The sequence below is a fragment of the Chryseobacterium barbadense genome, assembly GCF_042849955.1.
GTDB lineage: Bacteria > Bacteroidota > Bacteroidia > Flavobacteriales > Weeksellaceae > Chryseobacterium.
In genome coordinates, this window is record NZ_BAAFHL010000029.1 from 12,168 (window position 1) to 36,543 (window position 24,376).

At 36.7% G+C, this 24,376-nt stretch carries 21 protein-coding genes; 14 read left to right on the forward strand and 7 right to left on the reverse strand.

Annotated features, from left to right (window positions below; translation table 11 throughout):
• Positions 1-16: 16 nt before the first annotated feature.
• Positions 17-1,054 carry a PLP-dependent cysteine synthase family protein gene (locus ACGHIN_RS11455; RefSeq protein ID WP_390453571.1) on the reverse strand — a complete coding sequence of 346 codons (1,038 nt, stop codon included), beginning with the start codon at positions 1,052-1,054 and terminating at the stop codon, positions 17-19.
• A gap of 222 nt (positions 1,055-1,276) precedes the next feature.
• Between ACGHIN_RS11455 and ACGHIN_RS11460 the strand changes: the two genes are divergently transcribed.
• The 9 genes from ACGHIN_RS11460 to ACGHIN_RS11500 all read left to right on the forward strand — a co-directional run bounded on the left by ACGHIN_RS11460 (position 1,277) and on the right by ACGHIN_RS11500 (position 14,794).
• Complete coding sequence (locus tag ACGHIN_RS11460; RefSeq protein WP_390453574.1) at positions 1,277-4,762, forward strand: glycosyltransferase family 117 protein; 3,486 nt, start codon at positions 1,277-1,279, stop codon at positions 4,760-4,762.
• Positions 4,763-4,852: 90 nt separating this feature from the next.
• Positions 4,853-6,343: an LTA synthase family protein gene (locus ACGHIN_RS11465; protein ID WP_390453576.1), complete on the forward strand. Its 1,491-nt coding sequence runs from the start codon at positions 4,853-4,855 to the stop codon at positions 6,341-6,343.
• Between the two features lie 71 nt (positions 6,344-6,414).
• Entirely contained in the window at positions 6,415-6,942 is a 528-nt protein-coding gene (locus ACGHIN_RS11470) for a DUF1697 domain-containing protein (RefSeq protein ID WP_390453579.1), read from the forward strand.
• 120 nt (positions 6,943-7,062) lie between these two features.
• Complete coding sequence (kdsA, locus tag ACGHIN_RS11475; RefSeq protein ID WP_390453582.1) at positions 7,063-7,872, forward strand: 3-deoxy-8-phosphooctulonate synthase; 810 nt, start codon at positions 7,063-7,065, stop codon at positions 7,870-7,872.
• Between the two features lie 44 nt (positions 7,873-7,916).
• Positions 7,917-10,124: a TonB-dependent receptor plug domain-containing protein gene (locus ACGHIN_RS11480; RefSeq protein WP_390453585.1), complete on the forward strand. Its 2,208-nt coding sequence runs from the start codon at positions 7,917-7,919 to the stop codon at positions 10,122-10,124.
• A 134-nt stretch (positions 10,125-10,258) separates the two neighbouring features.
• Complete coding sequence (locus ACGHIN_RS11485; protein WP_390453588.1) at positions 10,259-10,852, forward strand: hypothetical protein; 594 nt, start codon at positions 10,259-10,261, stop codon at positions 10,850-10,852.
• Positions 10,853-10,931: 79 nt separating this feature from the next.
• On the forward strand, positions 10,932-11,309 hold the full coding sequence (locus tag ACGHIN_RS11490; RefSeq protein WP_390453591.1) for an HYC_CC_PP family protein: 378 nt from the start codon (positions 10,932-10,934) through the stop codon (positions 11,307-11,309).
• Positions 11,310-11,421: 112 nt separating this feature from the next.
• A complete protein-coding gene (locus ACGHIN_RS11495; RefSeq protein WP_390453594.1) occupies positions 11,422-11,895 on the forward strand; it encodes a DUF3347 domain-containing protein in 474 nt (157 codons plus the stop codon).
• Between the two features lie 112 nt (positions 11,896-12,007).
• The gene (locus ACGHIN_RS11500) at positions 12,008-14,794 is read left to right on the forward strand and encodes a multicopper oxidase domain-containing protein (RefSeq protein WP_407936040.1); all 2,787 of its coding nucleotides are present in this window, start codon (positions 12,008-12,010) and stop codon (positions 14,792-14,794) included.
• A 28-nt stretch (positions 14,795-14,822) separates the two neighbouring features.
• Here ACGHIN_RS11500 and ACGHIN_RS11505 read toward each other — a convergent pair whose 3' ends face one another.
• The 4 genes from ACGHIN_RS11505 to ACGHIN_RS11520 all read right to left on the reverse strand — a co-directional run bounded on the left by ACGHIN_RS11505 (position 14,823) and on the right by ACGHIN_RS11520 (position 17,866).
• Entirely contained in the window at positions 14,823-15,416 is a 594-nt protein-coding gene (locus ACGHIN_RS11505; RefSeq protein WP_390453600.1) for a hypothetical protein, read from the reverse strand.
• Positions 15,417-15,442: 26 nt separating this feature from the next.
• Positions 15,443-15,898 (reverse strand): hypothetical protein, encoded by a 456-nt coding sequence (locus tag ACGHIN_RS11510; RefSeq protein WP_390453602.1) that lies wholly within the window; start codon positions 15,896-15,898, stop codon positions 15,443-15,445.
• Between the two features lie 68 nt (positions 15,899-15,966).
• Entirely contained in the window at positions 15,967-16,833 is an 867-nt protein-coding gene (locus ACGHIN_RS11515; protein WP_002979276.1) for a sigma-70 family RNA polymerase sigma factor, read from the reverse strand.
• A 241-nt stretch (positions 16,834-17,074) separates the two neighbouring features.
• Positions 17,075-17,866 carry a S1/P1 nuclease gene (locus tag ACGHIN_RS11520; RefSeq protein WP_390453609.1) on the reverse strand — a complete coding sequence of 264 codons (792 nt, stop codon included), beginning with the start codon at positions 17,864-17,866 and terminating at the stop codon, positions 17,075-17,077.
• A gap of 259 nt (positions 17,867-18,125) precedes the next feature.
• On the opposite strand from ACGHIN_RS11520, the gene ACGHIN_RS11525 reads away from it, so the two are divergent.
• The 4 genes from ACGHIN_RS11525 to ACGHIN_RS11540 all read left to right on the forward strand — a co-directional run bounded on the left by ACGHIN_RS11525 (position 18,126) and on the right by ACGHIN_RS11540 (position 22,491).
• Positions 18,126-19,067 carry a type VI secretion system baseplate subunit TssG gene (locus ACGHIN_RS11525; protein WP_390453612.1) on the forward strand — a complete coding sequence of 314 codons (942 nt, stop codon included), beginning with the start codon at positions 18,126-18,128 and terminating at the stop codon, positions 19,065-19,067.
• Positions 19,068-19,121: 54 nt separating this feature from the next.
• Positions 19,122-20,024, forward strand: coding sequence for a TssN family type VI secretion system protein (locus tag ACGHIN_RS11530; RefSeq protein ID WP_390453615.1), 903 nt, complete (start codon positions 19,122-19,124; stop codon positions 20,022-20,024).
• Between the two features lie 25 nt (positions 20,025-20,049).
• The gene (locus tag ACGHIN_RS11535) at positions 20,050-21,189 is read left to right on the forward strand and encodes a hypothetical protein (RefSeq protein ID WP_390453618.1); all 1,140 of its coding nucleotides are present in this window, start codon (positions 20,050-20,052) and stop codon (positions 21,187-21,189) included.
• 138 nt (positions 21,190-21,327) lie between these two features.
• The gene (locus ACGHIN_RS11540) at positions 21,328-22,491 is read left to right on the forward strand and encodes an aminotransferase class V-fold PLP-dependent enzyme (RefSeq protein ID WP_390453621.1); all 1,164 of its coding nucleotides are present in this window, start codon (positions 21,328-21,330) and stop codon (positions 22,489-22,491) included.
• A 2-nt stretch (positions 22,492-22,493) separates the two neighbouring features.
• On the opposite strand, the gene ACGHIN_RS11545 is transcribed toward ACGHIN_RS11540, so the two are convergent.
• Entirely contained in the window at positions 22,494-22,976 is a 483-nt protein-coding gene (locus ACGHIN_RS11545; RefSeq protein WP_390453623.1) for an Lrp/AsnC family transcriptional regulator, read from the reverse strand.
• Between the two features lie 106 nt (positions 22,977-23,082).
• Between ACGHIN_RS11545 and ACGHIN_RS11550 the strand changes: the two genes are divergently transcribed.
• Entirely contained in the window at positions 23,083-23,982 is a 900-nt protein-coding gene (locus ACGHIN_RS11550) for a DMT family transporter (protein ID WP_390453626.1), read from the forward strand.
• 49 nt (positions 23,983-24,031) lie between these two features.
• Here the strand turns inward: ACGHIN_RS11550 and ACGHIN_RS11555 are convergent.
• On the reverse strand, positions 24,032-24,376 hold a 345-nt coding region (locus ACGHIN_RS11555; RefSeq protein WP_390453629.1), incomplete at its 5' end, for a metal-dependent transcriptional regulator.

Consider the following 24,376-nt stretch of genomic DNA (forward strand, 5'->3'; position numbering starts at 1 on the left):
CGTGATTTATTATTTTTTATTTAATGAATTCTGTTTTGAAAACTTCATCATAATTGTGAACACAATTGTTGATAAAACCTTGTTCCGCCATCCATTTGTCACTGTACACTTTGGTAATATATCTGGAACCATGGTCCGGATAGATCAAAACAATCACATCGTCTTTTGAAAACTCATGAGATTGTGCATATTGTAATAACGCCTGTGTAACAGCTCCTGTTGTATAACCTCCCATGATTGCTTCCTTTAAAGCGACTTCACGGGTTCTGTAGGCTGACATTTCATCATTCACTCTTACGAACTCATCCACTTTATCAAATAAAAGAGCAGAAGGAATTAAGTTTTTTCCCATTCCTTCAATCTGATAAGGATGAACATCTTCCTTATGGATTTCACCGGTTTCGTGATAAGTTTTCAGAATAGATCCGTCTGCATCCACACCAATGATCTTGACAGCGGGATTCTTTTCTTTCAGGAATTTGGCTGAACCGGATAAAGTTCCTCCCGTTCCCGTACACGCGAAAAGATGGGTGATTTTTCCTTGTGTCTGCTCCCAGATTTCAGGACCTGTAGTCTGATAATGGGCATCAATATTCAATTCATTAAAGTACTGATTGATGTACACAGAATTAGGCGTTTCCGAAGCAATTCTTTTGGCTACTTCATAATAAGATCTCGGGTCATCTGCGGGAACGTTGGCCGGGCAAACATATACTGTGGCACCCAAAGCTTTCAGGTAAGAAATCTTTTCCGGCTTGGTTTTATCGCTTACGGCAAGAATACATTGATATCCTTTGATAATACAAACCATAGCAAGAGAAAATCCTGTGTTTCCGGACGTAGTTTCCACGACTACGGAGTCTTTGTTTAATAAACCTTTTTTCTCAGCGTTTTCTATAATATGAAGAGCAATTCTGTCTTTGGTGGAATGTCCAGGATTATATGATTCTAACTTGGCATATACGGTTGCAGGAATATCTTTCGTTACAGTATTTAGCTTCACCATAGGAGTATTTCCTATAAGGCCAAGGATATTATCGTAAACATTACTCATTATTTGTTATTTTTCAATAAAAATCTGACCGCAAAAATACAAAAAAATAAATAATTTTTAAACTTTTGTTCAATTAGGTAAGTCTCAATAAATAAATATTCATCTTTTGTTTTGCAATACAGCTCTATAACGGTCTCAAAAACTGCGCCATTTTTTTAAATTTTGTTAAAATCATCATAAAACAAACTAAAAACCTTATTTTCGCGTAATTGATTTAATACTATGAAAAATTGGACTTTTAGGCAATGGAACACCATTTTAGGATGGGTAGTTTTCGTTATTGCATTTTTCACGTACTTGTCAACTATAGAACCTAATTTTAGTTTTTGGGACTGTGGAGAGTACATTTCCTCAGCAGTGAAGCTGGAAGTAACGCACGCTCCCGGAGCTGCTTTATTCCAGATTGTAGGTGCTGTGGCAGCAATGTTTGCATTAGGCAAAGGCGAAAATTATTCCATTGTGATCAATGCGATGTCCGCATTGTTTAGCGCATTTACTATTTTATTCTTATTCTGGACGATAACTCATTTGGTGAGAAGATTGTTGAATAAAGACTTTGAAGAAGTAACAAAACATCAGGAAATTTCTATCCTGTTTGCCGGAGTGATCGGAGCTTTATGCTTTACTTTTTCCGATACTTTCTGGTTTTCGGCAGTGGAGGGAGAAGTATACTCGATGGCTTCCATGTTTATTGCGCTATTAGTCTGGTTGATCACTAAATGGGAGAATGAATATACGGCTCCTGACAGTGAAAGATGGATCATTTTAATCTTCTTTATTTTAGGGCTTTCTGTTGGGGTACACATGATGTGTATGTTAGCTATTCCGGCAGTTTGTTTAATATATTATGCAAGAAATTATACATTCACCTGGAAAAGCTTTATCTGGGCCAATGTTATTACTCTGGTTGTTCTGGCGCTTGTCTTCAAGATCATTTTTCCGGTTATCATGACGTTGTTCGGAAAGTTGGAAATATTCTTTGTTAATGGATTAGGGCTTCCTTTCCATTCCGGAACTATTGCCGCATTCATTTTGATGGTGGTGATCTGTTATTTCCTTATTAAATATGCCAGAAAAGCCAAAAGAAATGTGTATCAAACAGTGGCATTATCTGTAGTATATATGATTATTGGTTTTTCCTGCTGGATGGTCATTCCTATCAGAGCTAATGCCAATCCGCCAATGAACCTTAATGATCCGGATACGGCCATCGGTATGTTGGATTACTATAACAGGGAACAATATGGTGACTGGCCAACCATTTACGGACAAAATTATACCGCTTTCCTGGATGCCAAAGGAATTGAAAAGAATGAAGATGGAAGCTATAAAACAGTAAAAACCGGAGATATCTATGAAAAAGATGAGAAAACCGGGACATATAGAAAAACAGGAGACCGATTCAATTATGTATTCAATAAGTCTCATGTAAGCTTAATGCCGAGAATGTTCAATGAAGATAAGGATGTCATGTCTAATTATGTTTCCATGTACGGAGCTCCGGATTTCACTTTCAACTATGGAAATGAAGATGTGGCAGACAGTCCCGAAGCAAAACAGATCTTTGATGAACTGAGACAAAAATATGAAGACGGTTCTATTACCGCAGCAGATTATCTGAAAGTAAGACCCTATGACCTGATCAATGTTCAGAGACCGTCTTTTGGCCAGAACATGGATTATTTCATTACTTTCCAGAACGGATATTATTTTGTGAGATATCTGATGTGGAACTTCGTAGGACGTCAGAACGACCTTGAAGGGCACATGGAAATTACCAACGGGAACTGGATTTCAGGAATTTCTTTCATTGATGATGCATTATGGGGAAGCCAGGATAAGATGCCAGCAAAATTCAAGAATGAGAGTACAGTGAAATTCTTCTTTTTACCTCTGATTTTAGGATTAATTGGTTTCTTTTTCCAATTGAACAGAGATTTTGGAAGATTCTATGCTTTGTTATCATTATTCATTCTGACAAGTGTCGGGATTGTTTTCTATACGGGAGTAAAACCTTTTGAGCCTAGAGAAAGAGATTATGCAATGGTAGGTTCCTTCTACGCCTTTGCGATATGGATAGGATTAGGAGCCGGAGCTATTTTATGGTTCTTACAATCCAAAGTGAAATCCAATGCAGCTAATATTATTGCAGGTATAGTATTGTTAGGAGTGCCTTTAATGATGGGCTTCCAGAATTATAATGTACATGACAGAAGCAACAGATATACGGCGTATGATTATGCCTATTCAGTATTAAAGTCATTACCGAAAGACGATATCTTATTCGTATATGGTGATAACGATACTTATCCGGTTTGGGCAATCCAGGAAACGGAAAGATTCAGAGATGATGTAAAAGTGGTGAACTTTACATTGGCATCGACTCCTTGGAATATAGATCAGATCAAAAGAAAAACATACAACGCAGCCGCTATTCCAAGCCAGTTGACCCATGAGGATTACAGAGACGGAGTAAATGATCAGATCTACCTGATGAAAAAAGACGATTGGGAAGGCTTATTTGCTATGCTGAAAGAGCAGGGTGCTCCTGAAACAGAATTCCAGCAGTTCAGAAAATACCTTACCCAGGATTCCATGACTTTGAAAGAAGCCATGAATTTTATCAAATGGAAATCTCCTGAGAAAGATGAGTTATTGAAAATGTATTTTGGAGAGGAGAAATATGAAAAATATAACATTCTTCCGGTAACCAAATTCATTTTACCTGTCAACAAAGCCAATGCAGTGAATGCAGGAATTATCAGTCAGGCAGACTTACCGAATACCGTTAATCAGATCATGATCAATTATAAAGGAAACACACTTTATAAAAATAACCTGATCCTGCTTGATATTTTAGCTAATTTCGATTGGAAACGACCGATCAATTTCTCTTCAGGAGGAATTTATGACAGTGAAAATATTTTCTTCCTTGATGAATATCTTCAGCTCGACGGATTCAGCTACAGGTTAGTTCCAATCCATACATTACAAAATGCAGATGGAGATTTGGGCAGAGTGGATGCTAATTCTCTATATAATGTGGTGAAAAACTTCAGATGGGGTAATTTCAAAGACCTGAATGTTCATTTTGATGAAACGGCAACTTCTAATATCATCGGTTACAGAGGGGCTGCAAGTAGAGCAGCAGCAGCGCTTTCATTAAGCGGACAAAAAGCTAAAGCGATTGAATTATTAGACTTAGCAGCTAAGGAAATTCCTGCTGAAAAATACAATGATCCTCGTTCATTAAGCTCAATGGTGTACGGATATATTGTAGCCGGACAGGAGCAGAAAGGATTGAAACTGGCTGAAATCCTTAAAAAAGGAATCTTCGAAGAATATGATTATTATTTAAGCTTAAGCAAATCGGATCAGGTGTACCTGAGAAAGCAGATGAGAGCAAAACCAATGGAATACTCTCTGGTTGTTTCAGCCGTTACGGATGCGTATACAAAAATTGGTCAGAAAGACAAAGCTTACGATTACCTGGTGAAATCTATTGAGCCGATCGATAAGAAATTCAATACTTTCATTAAGGACCTACAGCAGCTTGGGAAAGAAAAGGCAATGAGCGAATCTGAAAACGTACAGAAGATCACTCCATTTTATCAGTATTTATTTGATATCATGCAGCCGTTTGATTCTACCTATTCGAAAGAAAAAGAAGATCAGATTACCACTGCCATTATTAAGGCGACACAATAATCTAAATACTTTAAAACGGAACTTCGGTTCCGTTTTTTTATTGGCTTTCATGAATTTTAAGATTATCTTTGTACCACATAAATGAGCACGATGACTGAAACAAAGAACAGTAAAATTCCAATCTATGCTGTAGTTTTTACAGTAGCTTTCAAACTTCTTTTTTTACTCACCCATTACATCCAGGAAGATGCTTTTATTACCTGGAGAGTAGCCCAGAATCTACTGGATTACGGAGTAATAGGTTTTAACGGCAATACTAAGATCTCTGCTTCTACCACTCATTTATATGTTTTTGTTTCCTATCTATTCAATATGATTTTTGGGAAAGAAAACTTCATTACTCCCATTCTCATCTTCAATTCAATACTTTTTACGATAGGGAGCTTATTGTTATCCCATTTGGTTTTAAAAAAACCGTGGCATAAAGCACTTTTTATATTCCTCCTGGGAATTTTACCGCCATCTATTAAAATTTCCATTCTGGGGATGGAATACGGATTGCTTTTTTTCCTGGAAATGGCTTTATTGTATTACGGATTTAAAAAGAATAAAGCCTGGGCTCTGATCATATTGCCCGTACTTATATTATTTACAAGGATTGATACCGCAATTTTCCTCGGAATAGTTTTTCTGGTAGATACTTTTTTCAACAGAAGGTTGAGAATTAAATATATTTTGGGAGGCCTTTTAGGAATTTCTGTAGCGTTGGCATTCAACTGGTTTTATTTCGGAGAACTGGTGAATAATACTATTGTTGCAAAAAAGCTTTTATATGACCATAACTTTACCACTCAGCAGAGTATAGACTATTTTACTGCCAATTATGGAAACTTCTGGGGAATGCTGAAATTACCCGGAAATTTTAATCCGTTAACCATCGTTATTTTACTTTTTGAATTATTATGCTTTATCTACCTGATCAGGCAAAAGGAAAAGAGAAATTATTTCTTATGGATGATCTTCCTTTTCGGATGGGTAAAACAAATTATTTTTATTTCCCAGAAAAGTTTATTCGACTGGTATTACTGGGTACCGCAATTGTTGCTTTTTGTGCCGGTTCTTATTTTTATATTGGAGCAGAAAGTGAAAAGAAATTGGTGGTTATCTTTGTTGATCGTCTTCTACATTCTTCCGATGCTTGCTTTTCAAACCATTCATTCTATTGCTACAGGAAACGGAGAATGGAATTACAGAAGGCAAATGGGAATATTTTTAGGAAATTATGAAAAAGATAAGAACCAATGGATCTTCCTTGAACCGGCAGGATATATTCCGTATTTCTCCGGCTTGAAAACCATTGATGAGGTAGGTCTTGTAGATAAACAGATCCAGGAAGAAATCAAAAAAGATAAAAAGCATTACTGGATCAATACGGTAAAAAAGAGAAAACCTAAGTATCTGCTTTCTTACAAAGACTTATTCGATGGCGAGAATGCTGAATATTACAAAACCCATTATAAAATATTAAAAGAATTCCGGGTAAAGGATTATATAAAAAGTGATAACAAGATCCTGGAGAAAATTTATAAACTGAAACCTTCGGGAACGGATTATAATTTGTATGAAAGATTAAAAGATTAAAAGATTAAAAGATTAAAAGATTAAAAGATTACATCTAATAACTAATAATTCATAACTTCTAACTCAAAACTATGAAATACTGTGCATTTCTCCGCGGTGTCAACGTAAAAGGAACGAACATGAAAATGGCAGATGTTTGCCAGGTTTTCCAAAAGGCTGGAATGAAAGAAGTTGTATCTGTTTTAGCTTCAGGAAATATTGTATTTTCATCCGATAAAAAAGCGGATGAATTAAAGAAAATCCTTGAAAAAGCCATGTCGGATCATTTTTCTTACGAAGCGTTTTTATTCATCAGATCCCAGGAAGAAACAGAAGCTTTCTGGAATGGAAACCCTTTCACCAAAAATGAAAACCTGCATATCTATGCTTTTGTCGGAAATCCGGGAGTGGAAAATACGCTGATGCAGGAATTTGAAAATGCAGCTAAAACTGAAAATGAAAAAGCACAAATTGTAAATAACATATTTTATTGGCAGGTTCCCAAAGGAAATACCCTGGATTCCACTTTTGGGAAAGTTTTAGGTAAAAAAAGCCTCAAGGATCAGATGACCAGCAGAAATATGAATACTTTTGAGAAGGTGCTGAAAAAGATGCAGTAGTGTCAAAAATATTTTTTTTGATACTTATTATTGCTAAAGCCTTTATGAATCACAGCGGAAATTAATTTCCGATTCTGTAATTTTATGAGTATTTTTACTGAACTTTTTAATACAATAATAATGATTCAGTATTTAGATAATATTCATCACAAAGACTCCAAAAACTTCTTTCTTATTGCAGGGCCTTGTATCATTGAAGGCGAAGATATGGCACTAAGAATCGCTGAAAAAGTGATTGAGCTTACCAATAAATACAATATTCCTTATATCTTCAAAGGCAGCTTTAAAAAGGCTAACCGAAGCAGGGTAGATTCGTTTACAACGATTGGAGAAGAAAAATCCCTTGAAATTCTTAAAAAAGTAGGGGAGACCTTCAATATTCCTACTACAACGGATATTCATGAAAATGAACATGCGGCTTTGGCGGCTCAATATGTGGATGTTCTGCAAATCCCGGCTTTTCTTGTAAGACAGACGGATTTGTTGGTGGCTGCGGCAAAAACAGGAAAATGTGTTACTTTAAAAAAGGGACAATTCCTTTCTCCGGAAGCCATGAAATTTGCGGTACAGAAAGTTACGGATTCAGACAACCAGAAAGTAGCCATCATTGAGAGAGGAAACTCTTTCGGGTATACAGATCTGATTGTGGATTACAGAGGAATTCCAACCATGAGAGAATATGCACCGGTGATTTTGGATGTAACCCATTCTTTGCAGCAGCCTAACCAGAGTTCAGGAGTTACAGGTGGAAGGCCGGATCTTATTGAAACGGTTGCCAAAGCGGGAATTGCTGTAGGAGCAGACGGAATTTTCATTGAAACCCACCCTACACCGGAAACCGCGTTATCTGATGGTGCTAATATGCTGAGACTGGATTTATTGGAAGATTTATTGCAAAAATTAACAAGAATCAGAGAATCGATTTTGTAATTGTTAAAAATTAATTAATTTTAGGAATTCTTAAAATATTTCTTTTGAAAAAACTAGTTTTGCCACTAAGCCTTATGGTTCCTTTATTGGTTTTCTCCCAAACGAGAAAAAAGGATACAACCACTAAAGTAACCGAAATTGAGGAAGTTATTTTCCAGAAAAAAACAACAGGAAAAACCAACGACCTTACGACTGTAAAAATTTCAGCCAAAGATGCTCAGCAGGTAGCGAGTATTTCAGGAGGTATTGAAGGAATTATTAAAACTTTACCTTCCGTCAACTCCAATACCGAGCTTTCTTCACAGTATATGGTGCGTGGTGGAAACTATGATGAAAACCTGATCTACATTAATGATATTGAAATTTACAGGCCTTTCCTGATCAGAAATTCACAACAGGAAGGGTTGAGTATTATTAATCCCGATATGGTTTCAACCGTCAACTTCTCCGCAGGTGGTTTTGAGCCAAGATATGGAGATAAAATGTCTTCAGCCCTGAATATTTATTATCGTGAGCCGGAGAAATTTGAACTTTCAGGAGAAGCAAGTTTGATCGGAGGAAGGTTAACAACAGGTTTTGCTTCAAAAAATCAGAAATTAACCGCTTTATTTTCCGGAAGATACAGGAATACCAATCTGGTGCTTAATACTTTAAAAGAAGATACGGATTTTAACCCTAAATATTGGGATTTTCAATCGTATATCAATTACCATATAAGTCCGAAATTCTCTTTATCATTCATAGGATATTATTCCAAGAATGATTACGAAATGATTCCGAAAGAAAGAAGTGTGGATTTCGGAACGGTTCAGATGCCGTTGAATCTTACGGTTTTCTATGACGGAAGGGAAGACGATAAGTATAAAAATATGATGGGAACGGTTTCCATGAACTATAAACCGTCAGACAAATGGAGATTCACTTTAGACAGCTTTGCCTATCAGAATAGGGAAAGAGAATATTATACCATCTCTTCAGCTTATATTTTACAGACATTTGATCCTATTACGGGAGCACCTGTTACTACGTACGATGTGGGCGGACAAATAGAACATGCCAGAAACGATTTATTTGTAAGAACCTACGGATCCCAATTCAGAACAAGATTTTCACCTAACGTTAATACCGATATTGAAGTAGGGTTCAAATTTGAAAAGGAAAACCTGAAAGACCTTACCAACGAATGGAAACTGGTAGATTCCGCAGGATATAGTACACCAAGACCACCGGATGACCCGAGATTTGGAGATCCTTCCGATCTTGACCTGTTCTACAGGATTTCCGGAAACAATAGCATTGAGCCGACAAGGCTATCTGCCTATGCACAATATTCTCAGAAGTTCTTCTGGGGAAGCAATAAGGTATTCATCAATGCCGGAGCCAGGGTTTCCCACTGGAGCTTTAATAAAGAAACCATTTTCTCTCCGAGAGTGCAGTTTGCCATAAAGCCGGATTGGGAATCGGATATGTTGTTCAGGCTTTCGGGAGGGGTGTATTACCAATCGCCTTTCTATAAAGAAATCAAAGATTTAAACGGAAACTTCAATTCAGATATAAAATCACAACGTTCTATCCAGGCGATCCTGGCGAATGATTTTGAATTTTATATGTATGACAGGCCTTTTAAACTGACAACAGAAGCTTATTATAAAAAAATGGATAATTTGATTCCATACTATATGGATAATGTGAGGATCCGTTATTCAGGGAAAAATAATGCTTCAGGATACGCGTATGGAATTGATACCAGGCTATTCGGAGAATTTGTTCCGGGAGTTGATTCCTGGCTATCGGCAAGTTATGCAAGAGTATATGAAAACATAGACGGACAGGGAAATATTCCGAGACCTACGGATCAGAGATTCAGATTTGCCATGTTCTATCAGGATTATATGCCGAAATTCCCATCCATGCGTGTGAATCTTACTTTGGTGTATGCAATGGGGTTACCAACGGGAGCACCGGTATTTACCAATCCGTACAACTATCAAAAAACATTGCCTTCTTACAAAAGAGTGGATATCGGACTTTCCAAAGTGTTTATTGATCCTAAGAGCAAAAACAGACCTTATGGTTTCTGGGGTAACTTTGAAGAACTTACCCTGGGAGTACAGGTTTTCAACGCATTTAATATCAATAATACCGTTGCTAACCAATGGATTACAGACTCTACTACGAATTTAATGTATCCGGTTCCGGTACGTTTGACGGGGCGTTTCTTCAACGTAAAGCTTGAATTTAAGATTAAATAGAGTATTAGAAGGCAGAAGTTAGATTGTTGATAAATTACATTTCATCAATTATTAAAAATCTGCTCAATCTGCATAATCTGCGAGAACATAAAAAGCTAAACTCCTGGGATTTCAGGAGTTTTTATAATTAGAAGATGACAGTAAGAAATTCTATTTTAATATATCAATATGTTAAAATACTCTCTTTAGTTTTATTTATACTTAAGGGAATAGATTTTATTTCTTCACTCTCATTCAATCCAATTATTTTTGTTTTTATTTTGGGAATCTGTTATGCTTTATCAGAATTACTTGGTTTTTTGCTGATTAAAATATTAATCTCTTTTTCAAAGTATCCGGTCATTCTTTCAAAATGTTTTGAAAAAATTTCCTATCTCCATAAAGATACTAGTATCCAAAAAAATCCTTTTGTCCTTGGAGCCTTTTTAAAAGATAACAAATTAGACGGTACTATTGATATTCACGCTTTCAAAGATGTTTATTATTTAAAATTTTCTGAAAATAGATTGTTTTATAAGGAAAAATCTTTGCAATGGAAAAACATTGTTTCATGGAAATATGAAAGAATATCAATAATCAGAAGCAATATTGATAATATTGTTTTTAAATATAAGGGTGAAGACAGCCAGACCAAAAGTATGAATTTAAACTCTTATGAAATGCGTATTTCTTCTTACGAATTACTGATATTAACTGTTGCTTTTATCTTAAATAAGGATCAGAATTAATTTATCCCGAATTTTATAATAACAAAACCAAATTTTATAACAACCCGTTGCCGGAAATTTCTACCTTTGTTCCAGAGCTATGAAAAAGATTCTTGCCATATTGTTTTCCGTTTTCTACTTCGGGTTTTCTTCCGGAGCGGTTTTCAGCATTCATTATTGCATGCAGGAATTCGTTTCTGTAAGTCAGAAAGTGGATGATATTTGTGGTAAATGCGGCGTTAAAACCAAAAAAGACTGCTGCAAGACAGAGATTAAGGTTGTAAAAGTTGATGATTCCCAAAAATCCAATTTACTGACCATTGATCTTGTAAAACACTTTGCTGAACCACAAAAGCATCAGTTTTTCTTTATAGACAGATCTTTTGCAGCTTCCAAGCAGACAGCAATTCAAATTAATGGGCCGCCGGATATACAGTTTGTCCCCATTTTTATACATCATTGTAACTTTAGAATTTAGAATCCGTCAGTCGTCAGATATTTTATATCGTTATGAGCGACATGGTTTACCGTGATTATACGGTTATAAAACATTCTTTATTAAAAAATTATCAATTCTAAATTGTAAAACAATGAAAAAGTATATCATCACAGCAATATTCGCTGTATTTTCAGTAATTTCTATTTCAGCACAGTCAAAGTCTGATGCGCAGGTTTCTAAACTTTACCAGAACTATATCGCCATCAAATCGGCTTTAGCTTCCGATGATGCGGATAAAGCTTCAAGAGCAGCTTCAGAATTCATCAAAACTGCTTCAGCGATAGATTATAAATTGATTTCAGAAGGGAACCTGAATATTCTTAGAAAAGATGCAACTTTAATTTCTGATGCCGGAAATATTGCTGCACAAAGAGAAACTTTCTACAATCTTTCGGACAATATGATCGCTCTTACGAAAGAGTTTAAATTGTCTGAAAAGCCGGTGTTTGTTCAATATTGCCCAATGGCAGATGGAAGTTGGTTGAGCGATGAAAAGCAAATCGTAAATCCTTATTACGGAAGTTCAATGCGCTCTTGCGGAACAGTAAAGTTAGAGATAAAATAATTTAGTGCATTAATCTATAAAATAAATAGTTGTATAGTTAAAGTTATAAATTACTTTAAGCGTATCCAACTGTGAAGTTTAACATAAGAATTGAAACAGTATGAAAAAACTGATGATATTTCTGATGCTTGTATTCTCTGTTTTCAGTTTCGCTCAGACTACCAAAACGTACTATACTTGTCCGATGCATCCGGAAGTTGTGTCTTCCAAGCCGGGAGATTGTCCGAAATGCGGAATGACTTTAGTAAAAAGAACCGTAGTGGTAAAACCCAAGGTAGTTCAGAAACCACAAGCGAAACCGGCTCCAAAACAGGAAATAAAAGTTGCGGAACAAAAAATAAAAAAGCCAACTGTTAAGGCTAAGCCTAAGGTAAAGGTTGAGGAAAAACCCAAAGTAAAAGCAAAACCGAGAGTTCAGGCATCTCAAAAAGTTCAAACTGTTGGGAAAACGGAAACCAAACCCAAACCTAAAACTCAACCTCAACCTCAACCTCAATCAACCTATACTTGTCCGATGCATCCGGAAGTAGTTTCCTCAAAACCCGGAAAGTGCCCGAAATGTGGGATGGACCTCGTCGAAAAAGAAGATCATTCCCATCATCAGGCTGAAAGCAATAACGAGAAGAAAACAGAGCTGAAAAGAAATGCTGAAAATGGTAAGGTAACTTTTGGAGGAAGAACGGTTCGATATGATCTGTATGTAAAAGACACCATTGTCAATTTCACCGGAAAAAACCGTAGAGCTATTGCGGTGAACGGTAAATTACAGGCTCCGACATTATATTTTACAGAAGGAGACACAGCCGAAATTTATCTTCACAATATGCTGAAAGAAAACACCGGATTTCACTGGCATGGCGTGATTTTACCCAATGAACATGACGGGGTTCCTTATCTGACCACAAAGCCCGTAAAACCCGGTGAAACTCATTTGTATAAATTTAAGATTTCTCAAAACGGGACATATTGGTACCATTCTCATGAAGCCTTACAAGAGCAGCTTGGAATGAATGGAGTATTGGTCTTCAAAAAAAGAGAAGGAGAACCTAAAACAGAATATACAACAGAAATTCCGGTTCTTTTAGGAGACTGGAGCGATGAAAATCCTAAACAAATTGCCAGAAGACTTCACATGGCCAATACGGACTGGTATGCGATCAAGAAAAATGCGGTTCAAAGTTACTGGGAAGCGATAAAATCAGGAAACCTCGGTACCAAGGTGCTGAATGAATGGAAGAGGATGGAAGCGATGGACGTGAGTGACGTGTATTATGATAAATTCCTCATTAATGGATTGCCAAGTTCAGATTATTCCAGCTTAAAAGCTGGGGATAAAGTAAGGCTAAGGGTTGCCAACGGAGGTTCGTCTACCTATTTCTGGCTGAACTATGGAGGCGGAAAAATAAAGGTGATTGCCAATGACGGAAATGATGTGGTACCTGTAGAAGTGGACCGTCTTATCGTTGGGGTTTCTGAAACATACGATATTGAAGTCACTATTCCGGAAAATAAAAGCTTTGAATTTAGAGCTACTTCAGAAGACAGAATAGGACATGCTTCGCTTTGGCTGGGCTCCGGCGATAAAATAGAAGCTCCGAACCTGCCAAGATTAATGCTGTTTGAAGGAATGAAAATGATGAACGGAATGATGAAAATGAGTGGGAACATGAAGCCTATGAACATGACGATGGGCAACCAGATGATGGATATGAACGAAGTTATGTATCCTGAACTTCCGGAAAGCCAGCGGAAAATGACGATGAAGCACATGAATGAAATGATGGGAATCAAAACGAAGGAAGCAGAAAAAGAGGAAGATCATTCCCAACATGGCGGAATGGATATGAAAGAGGAAAAGTCTATTAAAAGGCTGTCTTATAATATTCTAAAATCTCCTGAGAAAACCATTCTTCCCGGTGATAATGTAAGAGAACTGAAGTTTACATTGGAAGGAAATATGAACCACTATCTTTGGACACTGGATAATAAGACAGTAACAGAAACAGATAAGATTCTGGTTAAAAAAGGCGAAATCCTGAGAATTACTATGTATAATAATTCCATGATGCGCCACCCGATGCACCTTCATGGCCACGATTTCAGGCTGATCAATTCAAAAGGGGAATATTCTCCCTTGAAGAATGTAGTGGATATTATGCCGATGGAAACCAATACAATTGAATTTGCTGCCAATCAGGATGGTGACTGGTTCTTCCATTGTCATATTTTATATCACATGATGGCGGGAATGGGACGAGTATTCAGCTATGAAAATTCAAAACCAAATCCACAGCTTCCGGACAGAAAGCTAGCTTGGAAAAACTTTCTGAGCGATAACCGAATGATCAGTTCAATGGCGATGCTGGATGTAGCAAGCAATAAAATTCACGCAGAGACCATGACGATGTTCGGTCCAAGATGGGCGAATCTGAATGAGTTTCATTCCAATTGGGATTTCAATCATTTTGATGGCAACTTTAAAGTCGGAAGATTCTTAGGCAAATTTCAATGGGCTTTGCCTTATGTCGGATACAGAATACAGAATGCTGAAATGACAGAAAACGGAATGATGGGAGAGATGCATGAGGAGAAAGAAAAGAAAACCTGGTTCGGGCAAAAAAGGACCCCTAAAAATAAAAATACCTTTATTGCTGGTGTTCAATACGTTTTACCGATGTTGATCATGGCCGATGCAAGTGTAGACCAGAACGGGAAAGTCTTATTGGAACTGAGTAGGGAAGATATCCCGATCTCTAGAAGGATACGAGGGAACTTCAGTCTTAATTCCGATGGAGAATTTACAACAGGATTGCGATATATATTACAAAAATGGTTATCAGTTTCCGGAAACTATGTTAATGAAATGGGATGGGGAGCCGGAATTACTCTGACCTATTAAATAAAAGGAACTCAATTGGAGTTCCTTTTTATTTTAAGCTTTTTAATTCATTTAATAATGCATTTTGCTTTTTGATGAATTGATCCAGGCTATCTGTCTTTAAAGGATGAGCGTTTTGGTATTTTTCAATTTCTGGAAGTGTTTTTCTGATTTTAAACGCATCATAAAAGCTATAAAGTTTATAATAATTGCTGTTTATGTGGTTTTTAAGCTCTTTTAGTTTTTCGACTTTTACATTATACTTTATTGAACTGTCTTTCAGCAAACTTATAATTTGTTTCTTTAAAACAGAATCTTTAATTCCTTTAGCACGTATTTCTGCATCTGAATAATAGTCATCAGATTTACCGATAATATCATTATACATTTGATTCATTTTACGGCTATCATCTTGCAGAGAATGAAACTTTTTATCAAAATTTGTTAGGTTTTCGTCATTTTTGATTTGTTCATAATAAACAGCATCCACCATTGATTGTATGTTGCTTAGTCTTTTTATCGGAATACTTGATGTAGTGTTTTCTGCTGCATTTTCTACAAGATCTTCATTTTTAGATTTGTTGTCCTGTTTACATGATAGCAATAGCATTGTAAGAGAAGAAACGAAAAGAATATTTTTCATGGTAAGGTTTTGTTTAAAAGTAGTATTTATAAAATAGAATTTAAGTCGAAATCTTTGTTATTAAAGTTTAAAAAGACTGTATATTTTCCAGAAGTTAGACCAGCACCAAAACTTCCTTTGATTTTCAGTTTACCCTTCTCTATAAATTTTGAATCAAAAGCAATTTTCTTTGAAACATAAGGAAATATATTATGAGTATTGCTTATTTGCAAAATTGGTTGTGCTTGTCTAATAGGTTTGTTAAAAATTAATAGAAATATCTCATCATCCAAAATGACAACATCAGCCTTATTGAACAGATATCTATATCCTAGTTTTCCAGATGATTCCATTTCCATATTGATGCTTTTGATCCATATGAATTCTTTTCCTTTTAATGATTCAAGGAATTGTTGATGCTTCTTTTTAAAATATAAATGAATACCTAAATTTCCGAATACAAAAAAGCAGAGCATTCCGCCGATTATGAAATATATTTCCATGATTCTACAAATATAAAAAAACGGAGCCTGAAAAATCAAACTCCGTTTATTACTTATTTACACTAAAATTATTTACCTAAATAAGATTTTAGAATCTTGCTTCTGGTATTGTGTTTTAGTCTTTTAATTGCTTTTTCTTTGATCTGACGAACTCTCTCTCTGGTAAGATCGAAAGTCTCCCCGATTTCCTCTAGGGTCATCGGGTGTTTTCCGTTCAATCCGAAGTACAATCTCACAAGGTCTGCCTCCCTTGGAGTCAGCGTATTCAATGCTCTTTCAATCTCAATCTGTAGAGATTCCAGCATCAAATCTTTATCCGGGCTTGGAGATTCCCCTGAACGTAATACATCATAAAGGTTAGAATCTTCACCTTCTACTAAAGGTGCATCCATAGACAGGTGTCTACCGGAGTTTTTCATCGATTCTTTGATATCCTCTTCGCTCATATCCAGAACTTCTGCCAATTCTTCCGGAGAAGGTGGTCTTTCATTTTCCTGTTCAAGGTGAGCATATGCTTTGTTAATTTTATTGATTGAACCAATTTTGTTTAACGGCAATCTTACAATTCTCGACTGTTCTGCCAACGCCTGTAAGATCGACTGACGAATCCACCAAACCGCATAAGAGATAAATTTGAAACCTCTTGTCTCATCATATCTTTTTGCAGCTTTCATCAATCCTAAGTTACCTTCATTAATAAGATCGGGTAAAGAAAGACCTTGGTTTTGGTATTGTTTGGATACGGAAACTACGAAACGAAGGTTGGCTTTGATTAATTTCTCTAATGCCGCTCTGTCGCCAGCGCGGATTCTTTGTGCCAATTCTACTTCTTCATCCGCAGTAATCAATTCTACTTTACCAATTTCCTGCAAATACTTGTCTAATGAAGCAGTTTCCCTGTTGGTAACCTGCTTAGTGATTTTTAATTGTCTCATTTATTTTATCCTCAAAAAAAGAGTTTACTATATAGTATACGTTTGAAAATACAAAAAGGTTACACCAAGTTTAATTATTTTTGAATTTTAACTGAAGTTTCTGAGAATCAGCATGAACTTATTGGTTGTTGGTTCAAAAGTTCTCGATACATTTTCTTCGAAAACACTCGAACTGACGAAAATAAAAAAAGCGAAACCGAAGTTGCGCTTTTATATGAGTAATTAGTAATAAAATCAATTATTAAAATAGATCATTCAACACTTTGGCCAGTCTCAAACCTCCGTAAAGAAGCTGTCTTTCCATGGTTTCATTGAATTTATACTGATAATCGTAGGACAATTTGGATTCATTTGGAGTCTGAGCATAAATTTTATTAGCGATCTTGTGAGAATCATACAACCAGTCTTCCAAGGTTCCGGACTGGATCTGCTTTACTTCGTCTTTGGTCTTAATGTCCAGAAGTGCAGCATATTCCGTATAACTATATTTTTGGGAATCTACCAATTTTCCGTCCCAAACGGAATGTAAATTGGTTTTCTCCCCGAAATAGGTTACATCGATCTTATTTCCGCCCAAATCTTCCGCTCTTCCCACATGTAAAGGCTGTGCCAAATCTCCCACTATATGAATTAAGAATATCAATGCAATTTTTCTGTCTTTTTCAGAGGTGTTTTTATTTTTTATTTGTGAGGACAGCGTGTTGATCTGGGTATATAAACTTGGCCCCGCCTGCATTTTTAGATTTTGCTCAAAAGCTTTGAAATCAACCTGTGGATCTATATTTACATAATGCCATGCTGAAGCCTGCTTCCAAACCCCGGTAGTATCAGATTTAATAAAATCCGGCCAATTAGCCCAATAGGCGAGGCGCTCTTTCCCCATCATTTTTCTGATCTCTCTTCGGGCTTTTCCACAAAGATGGTTTTCGGCAATTTCAGCAATAACCCGATGCCCCGTTAATCCCCATGCATAGGAATAAAGAGAAGCGGAGGTGAATAACAGCATCAGAATTTTAGAATACATACTTTTCATTTCAATAACATTTTCAGGCTGCAAAGATAGGGTAGACTTTCTGAACTCTAATTAAATTAAAGTAAATTCTTTCTTTCTAATTTTTGATTTGTATCCCCCTTCGTAATTTTATATTTTTATGACATGTGTATTTATTATTTAGATTTCAGGTAATTAGTTTTTTAATGAAAATTAACATAAAAAATATTTTTTCAACTTTGCGAGATATATTATCTTTACAAGTCTATTAATCACCGGAAAAACCAAATCAAAGAACACTATGTATGAGAATAATATTGTAGACATGCATTATAATAAGCTGCAGACAGATTTCAAGGCTGAAGCTGTAGCGGTGAATCTTTTGAAATATCATAGAGCAGTAAGCAATATCTTTATAGAAAGAGTGGGAATCAACGACAGGGCTTACCTAAAAGATATCAAGAGTATTTCAAGCCATTATATGGGCTTTGACGAAGAAGTATTTACGATAGAAACGTATAGAGAAGGTATTTATGACTATTTGCCGGAGGGACTGTTTCATCCGCCGTCTCTTTCAACTTCAAGAAAAAATGTAGAAAGTGTAGTACGTGAGATCCGTAAGCAAAAGAAAGTAGAGGAGGACGCCCGGAAATTTTTCCGGCCGTTTGAACTGGAGATATTTTTTACGGAAATAAGCGGACTGCTTAAAGAATTCGATTTCGACATTTCCAGTGACAGCGACATCTTATTGGAAACTACCAGTGAGCTTTGGCCTCTAATTAATCTGCTCGACAAGCAGAATGCCTATATTTTCATTTACATTTTGCCGTTTTTTCATCAGATCAGAGGGGATAAAGGGTGGTTTGAAAGATGTTTGTCCGCTTTTCTACAGGTTCCGGTGAAGGTAACATTCACTCCCAACATTATTGAAGATATAGAAGAGACGGATGATTCCATGCTATTGGGAAATTCAAGACTGGGGGTAACGTTGATACCGAGTGGAAGACATATGGACGGACAAAGAAACTGGGTTGTGAATATAGGCCCGATTCCTTATGAGAATGTGAAGCAATATATTCCCGGAAGTCCTTTCAGAAAAATATTACAGGCTTTGTATGATTATTTCCTTCCGGTAACCGTTGATGTGGAGGAGAATTTTATCACCGAGAAAAAAGAATACTCGTTTGTGCTGGAAGACGGAGGGAGAAACGCCAACCGCCTCGGATATTCTACTTTCCTGTAAAATATTTTGCTATATTTACAATCACCAATACAATATTAATTTGAAATTTATAAGATGGAAGTTTCTTCAGTAAAAGGGATCTTTTTGAGATATATTTTGATGCCTTTGATAGCAGTTATTATGATGATCATTTTAGGAGTGATCAGAAGAAATAAACCGGCTATTAAAATTAAAGTCATTATCATATATGTTCTGCTATGCGGGTTGTGCCTTGCTTTGCCGGGCTTTTTCGGATTTGCCAAAAATCTGTTCAATCCTTACTGGTATCTTATTGCACAGATCATTTATCTTATTTTCGGAATTATTCATGTGAACTTACTGGATAAGTATTTTAAGAAGCATATTGATTCCTTGTCGCTGAGTATTTTATTTGAGACGATTCTTTCCATTACCTGCATCGTCGTCGGAGGATTTCTTTTTGTGCTGTTTTTCAAATGGACGAGCAAAGGAATAGGATATCCTGTAATGGCAGCAACGAGTATGCTGATATTTCTTGTGCCGAGAATATTTTACTATTGTTACATTCAGTTTATCAGCATTCCTTTTGATATTTATAAAACATGGAGATATTCTCCGGAGCAAAAGCTTCCTGACTTTGATGGGGTGGACTTTGACCGTCTCATGGTATTGAATGTTGAATTGAGTAAAAATCTGGAAGACGCCAACAGATTTAGAATCAAAGCCAAAACGCTTCCGACAGGAGTTACATTCGGAGACTGGTTTTACAGGGTTGTGGATGATTATAACCATAAAAATCCCAATTCGATCATTCACCTTACGGACCGTGAGAAAGAACCCTATTACTGGATATTTTATACTAAAAAATCGTTCTTCAGTTTCAGAAAATATATTGATTTCGACCAGGATATTTCTACCAACAGCATTGCAGAAAATGATGTTGTGATTTGTAAAAGAGTAATCCAGCATGAGGAAGAAGGAATTGCAAGAAAACCATAATCACCAATTTTAAAAGTATTCAATTATGATACAGCCTATTAAACATTTTGCAATCAATTGGGTGGACGGGATGAAAGTTTCCCAGAGACACCTGAATGATCAGGATAATTTTTTAATTGATACCATCAGAGATTCTAATTCTCTTATGATCAATACCTATAATTACGGGCTTTTACCCATTTCCAATGAATTTACGGACAGAACCATCTTTGATGTTCATAATACCGCCACCAATGATGTACAGTTAGTAATCAAGCATTGCAGTGCCGTTACGATGGCCGGTTACAGAATTGAGCTGAACGACAGGAGGGTGAGTGTGAAATCATTGGCTAAATCAATGAACGAGGATCAGGCTGATGGAGAATATTATATTTTGATTTCTGTAAACCCTTTTGATAAGGTACCTTTCGGTGATATTGATCCTGAGGAGATCCCGCCACGCCATCCCAATGCACAACCTAATTATCATATAGAGCTGCTTCCTGTAACTTCCTTAAACAGCAGCTACTCCGGAGGAAACTATCTGGTGGTGGGAAAGGTAGATTTAAAGGGAAATATTGCTCAGGTGGATTCTAATTTCATTCCGCCATGTACTTCTATTCAGAGTCATCCCGCTTTACTGGATTACTATAACGGCTTTGCTAAATCTATTGGAAATTTACAGCAATATGCTTTCAAGATCATTCAGAAAGCGTCGCATAAGAATCAAAATACAGCATTAGCTCAGAATGTTAAGTTTCTGTGCAATACCATGGTGAATACTTTTGGAGATATGTACTTTCAGTTCAGAAATATTATTCCGTGGCAGCCTCCTGTTTTTTTGATTGAATCTTTTGCCAAACTGGCCCTTCGATTATATAATTCTACCCAGGTTCTGGTTCCGGCTGAATTGGAAGAAATGTTGAATTATAGCTTAGAATGGAGTGAAATTGCACCTCATACTTTATTGAACCAGCTTTCTATTGTTGCAGAAACCAACTATGATCATCATAATTGCGGAGAGCCTTTGCTTTATATCCAGCAGATGCTGAGAAGCCTGGAAACTATTTTCTCTAAATTAAGCGAACTGGATTATATCGGTCAGAGAAAAGAAAACATTATTGTTAACGAGCAGGAAGTTTCCAATAATGCCAATCCGAAGAGAGGATGGAGTGTTTTAGACTAATAAATCAATAATAAATTATAAAAAAGTCCTGATTTCTTCAGGGCTTTTTTATTTGAAACAAAATTGCAGAGTATCCATGATATTTCATGAAAAAACAATCAGAATTTAATGCATTTTTGTAATACAATCACAAGCAAAATGAATATAGATCTCATAAGAAAAGAAACAGCCGGCTGCTCGGATAAACTATTTTTAAATAGTGCAGGAGGATCATTAATGCCTGAAATTGTGGTTAATGCCATGATCGACTACATAAAGCAGGAAGAACAGTTTGGAGCCTATGAGGTAATGAGCCGAAACCTGGAGGCAGTCAATCAGTTTTATGAAGAAACTGCGCGGTTATTGAACGGTAAGCCTTCTAATATCGCTTTTACGACCAGCGCAACAGATGCATATGCAAAAGCTTTGTCAAGTATTCCTTTTCAGGAACGAGATTGCATCATTACAACTGTTGACGATTATATTTCTAATCAGATCGCCTTTATCTCCCTGCAAAAAAGGCTGAATATTGAAGTGATCAGGATGAAAAACCTTCTGGATCATGAAATTGATCTCGAAGATTTGGAAGTTCTGGTCAAAAAGCATCACCCAAAATTAATAGCCGTTACTCATATCCCCACCAACTCCGGGCTGATTCAGAATGTGGAAGGAGTAGGAGCCATTTGTACAAAATATGATATCCTTTACCTTGTGGATGCATGCCAGTCTGTAGGACAGCTAAAGATCGATGTTCAGAAAATAGGCTGTGACTTTCTTACGGCAACGGGAAGAAAATTTCTGCGTGGTCCCAGAGGAACCGGATTTCTGTATGTTTCAGACAAAGCTCTAAACCGAAATTTAGCTCCTTTATTTTTAGACATGAGAGGAGCCGGCTGGACGGAATTTGACGACTACGAAATTTTTCAGACTGCGAGAAGGTTTGAGCATTGGGAGATTTCTTACAGTTCGTTGCGCGGATTAACAGAGGCTGTAAAATATGCGAATACCATCGGAACAGATTGTATTGAAAACTACAATAAAAAATTAGCCCAAACCCTTAGGTCCGGACTTCAAAGTACAGGATATAAAGTTTTGGACGAAGGAAAATGGTTAGGCAGTATCATCACGTTTTGTGATAAGAATAATCAAATTGAAAGCATTCAGAATATGCTTACTGAGAATAAGATATATTATTCAATAAGCAATAAGAGTTCGGCGCTGATAGATTTCACACATAAAAATGTAACTGCAGCGATACGTTTATCACCGCATTATTTTAATACCATGGAAGAGATTGATGCGGTGATCAGTATTGTAAGTTAAATCTATTCCAGTTGAGATAAACTGCTCATGGGTATTTCCAATCCTGATTTTATGGTATCCATGGCAACAAGGGTTCGGAAATGTTTGATATTGGGATTGCTGTAAAATATTTTACGGGTAAGCTGCTCGTAATCCTTCATAGACGGAACAATAATCACGAGGATAAAATCTGACTCGCCTGTTACATAATAACATTGCTGTACTTCCGGAGTAGACCGGAAAAGGGCTTTTGCCTGATCGATCAGTTTTATCTTTTCACTTTCCAGGACCACTTCTACAAAGAGAGTAACGGAATGCTTGATTTTTTCAATATTAATGACCGAAACATCGGCTTTAATAATTCCGGCTTCACGCATCTTTTTGATACGCCTCTGGACTGCCGCTGCGGACAGGCCTATATTTTCCCCGATATCTCTCTGGGGTGTCAGATTGTCTTTTTGAAGGATTTCAAGGATAGCTATGTCGAAATGATCTAGATTTTTCAAAGCTTTATGTTTTTAAAGTATTTATGAAACAAAATTGCAAATAAGTAATGAAATTTCATGAAAAAGTGAATGGTTTTTAATGCATTTTTGCAAAAATAAGTTTAGAATGAATTCTTTCAAGGGTTTCTTTTTAGCGGTAACTGCAGCTCTTCTTTGGGGAGTTTCCGGAACATGCGGACATTTTTTGTTTCAGGAGAGAGGGGTTAACATCGAATGGATGATTACGATCCGTATGCTGATTTCAGGGATCTGCCTGCTGCTTTTTGCCGGATTCGGTGAAAAGCTGGACCTCTTTGAAATATGGAGAAATAAAAAAGATGCGATACAGTTGGCTGTCTTCAGCATTACGGGCATGCTTGCTGTACAATATACCTATTTTGCTGCGATCAAACATTCCAACGCGGCCACGGCAACGGTTCTTCAGTATGCCGGACCGGTTTTTATAGCGATCTATCTGGCTTTCAAAAATAGAAAGCTGCCGTTATTTTTGGAAATTATAGCCATTATTCTGGCGGTTACGGGAACTTTTTTATTAGTGACCCACGGAAATATCGGAAGCCTTTCCATCTCACCCGTCGCGCTGGCTTTCGGGATTGCTTCTGCAATCACTCTTGCCATTTATACGTTACAGCCGGTTAAGCTTTTATCTAAATATAAATCTTCCATAGTTATCGGCTGGGGAATGTTTTGCGGCGGTTTCGTATTCAGCTTTGTAAAGGCACCGTGGGATGTTGAAGGAATCTGGGATGCGCCAACATATTGGGGAACCGCCTTTATTGTTATATTCGGGACACTCATCGCTTTTTATGCGTATTTAACGGCGGTGCAGATCATAGGAGGGCAGAAGAGCAGCCTGTTGGCTTCCGTGGAACCTCTTTCTGCTACGGTTTTGGCAGTTCTCTGGCTGAATGTGTCTTTTACTGCAATTGATTGGATCGGGAGTGTTTTTATCTTTCTGCTAAGCAGGAAGCCCGGGAAAAAAGCGGAAAAAGAAGTCATAGGATAAAAGAAAGAATCCATACCAATTGAGACCTTCCATTAACTGGAAATTGGTATTATTTCTTTACCAGTATTTTTTCAGTAGCTTTTCTGCTCAGAATCTCTTTTTTACCTTCAATCTCAATGCTCATGGATTTGTCGAAATCCTCAATTTTGATAACTTTGATTTTAGTATTCAGTAACAATTGCCTTTCGTTCAGGTAATTTAAAAAAGCATCGTCCGAAAGGGTAACAGATGCAAAAATAACTGTTTCCCCGATGTTGCAGTCGCTTAATCTCTGCAGATCTTGTGCAATGATGTTTCCGTCTTTATCAGGAATGGGCTCTCCATGAGGATCAAATTTGGGATAATCCAGGATTTCATCCATTTTGTCAAAGAAAATTTGGGAATGAACGTGTTC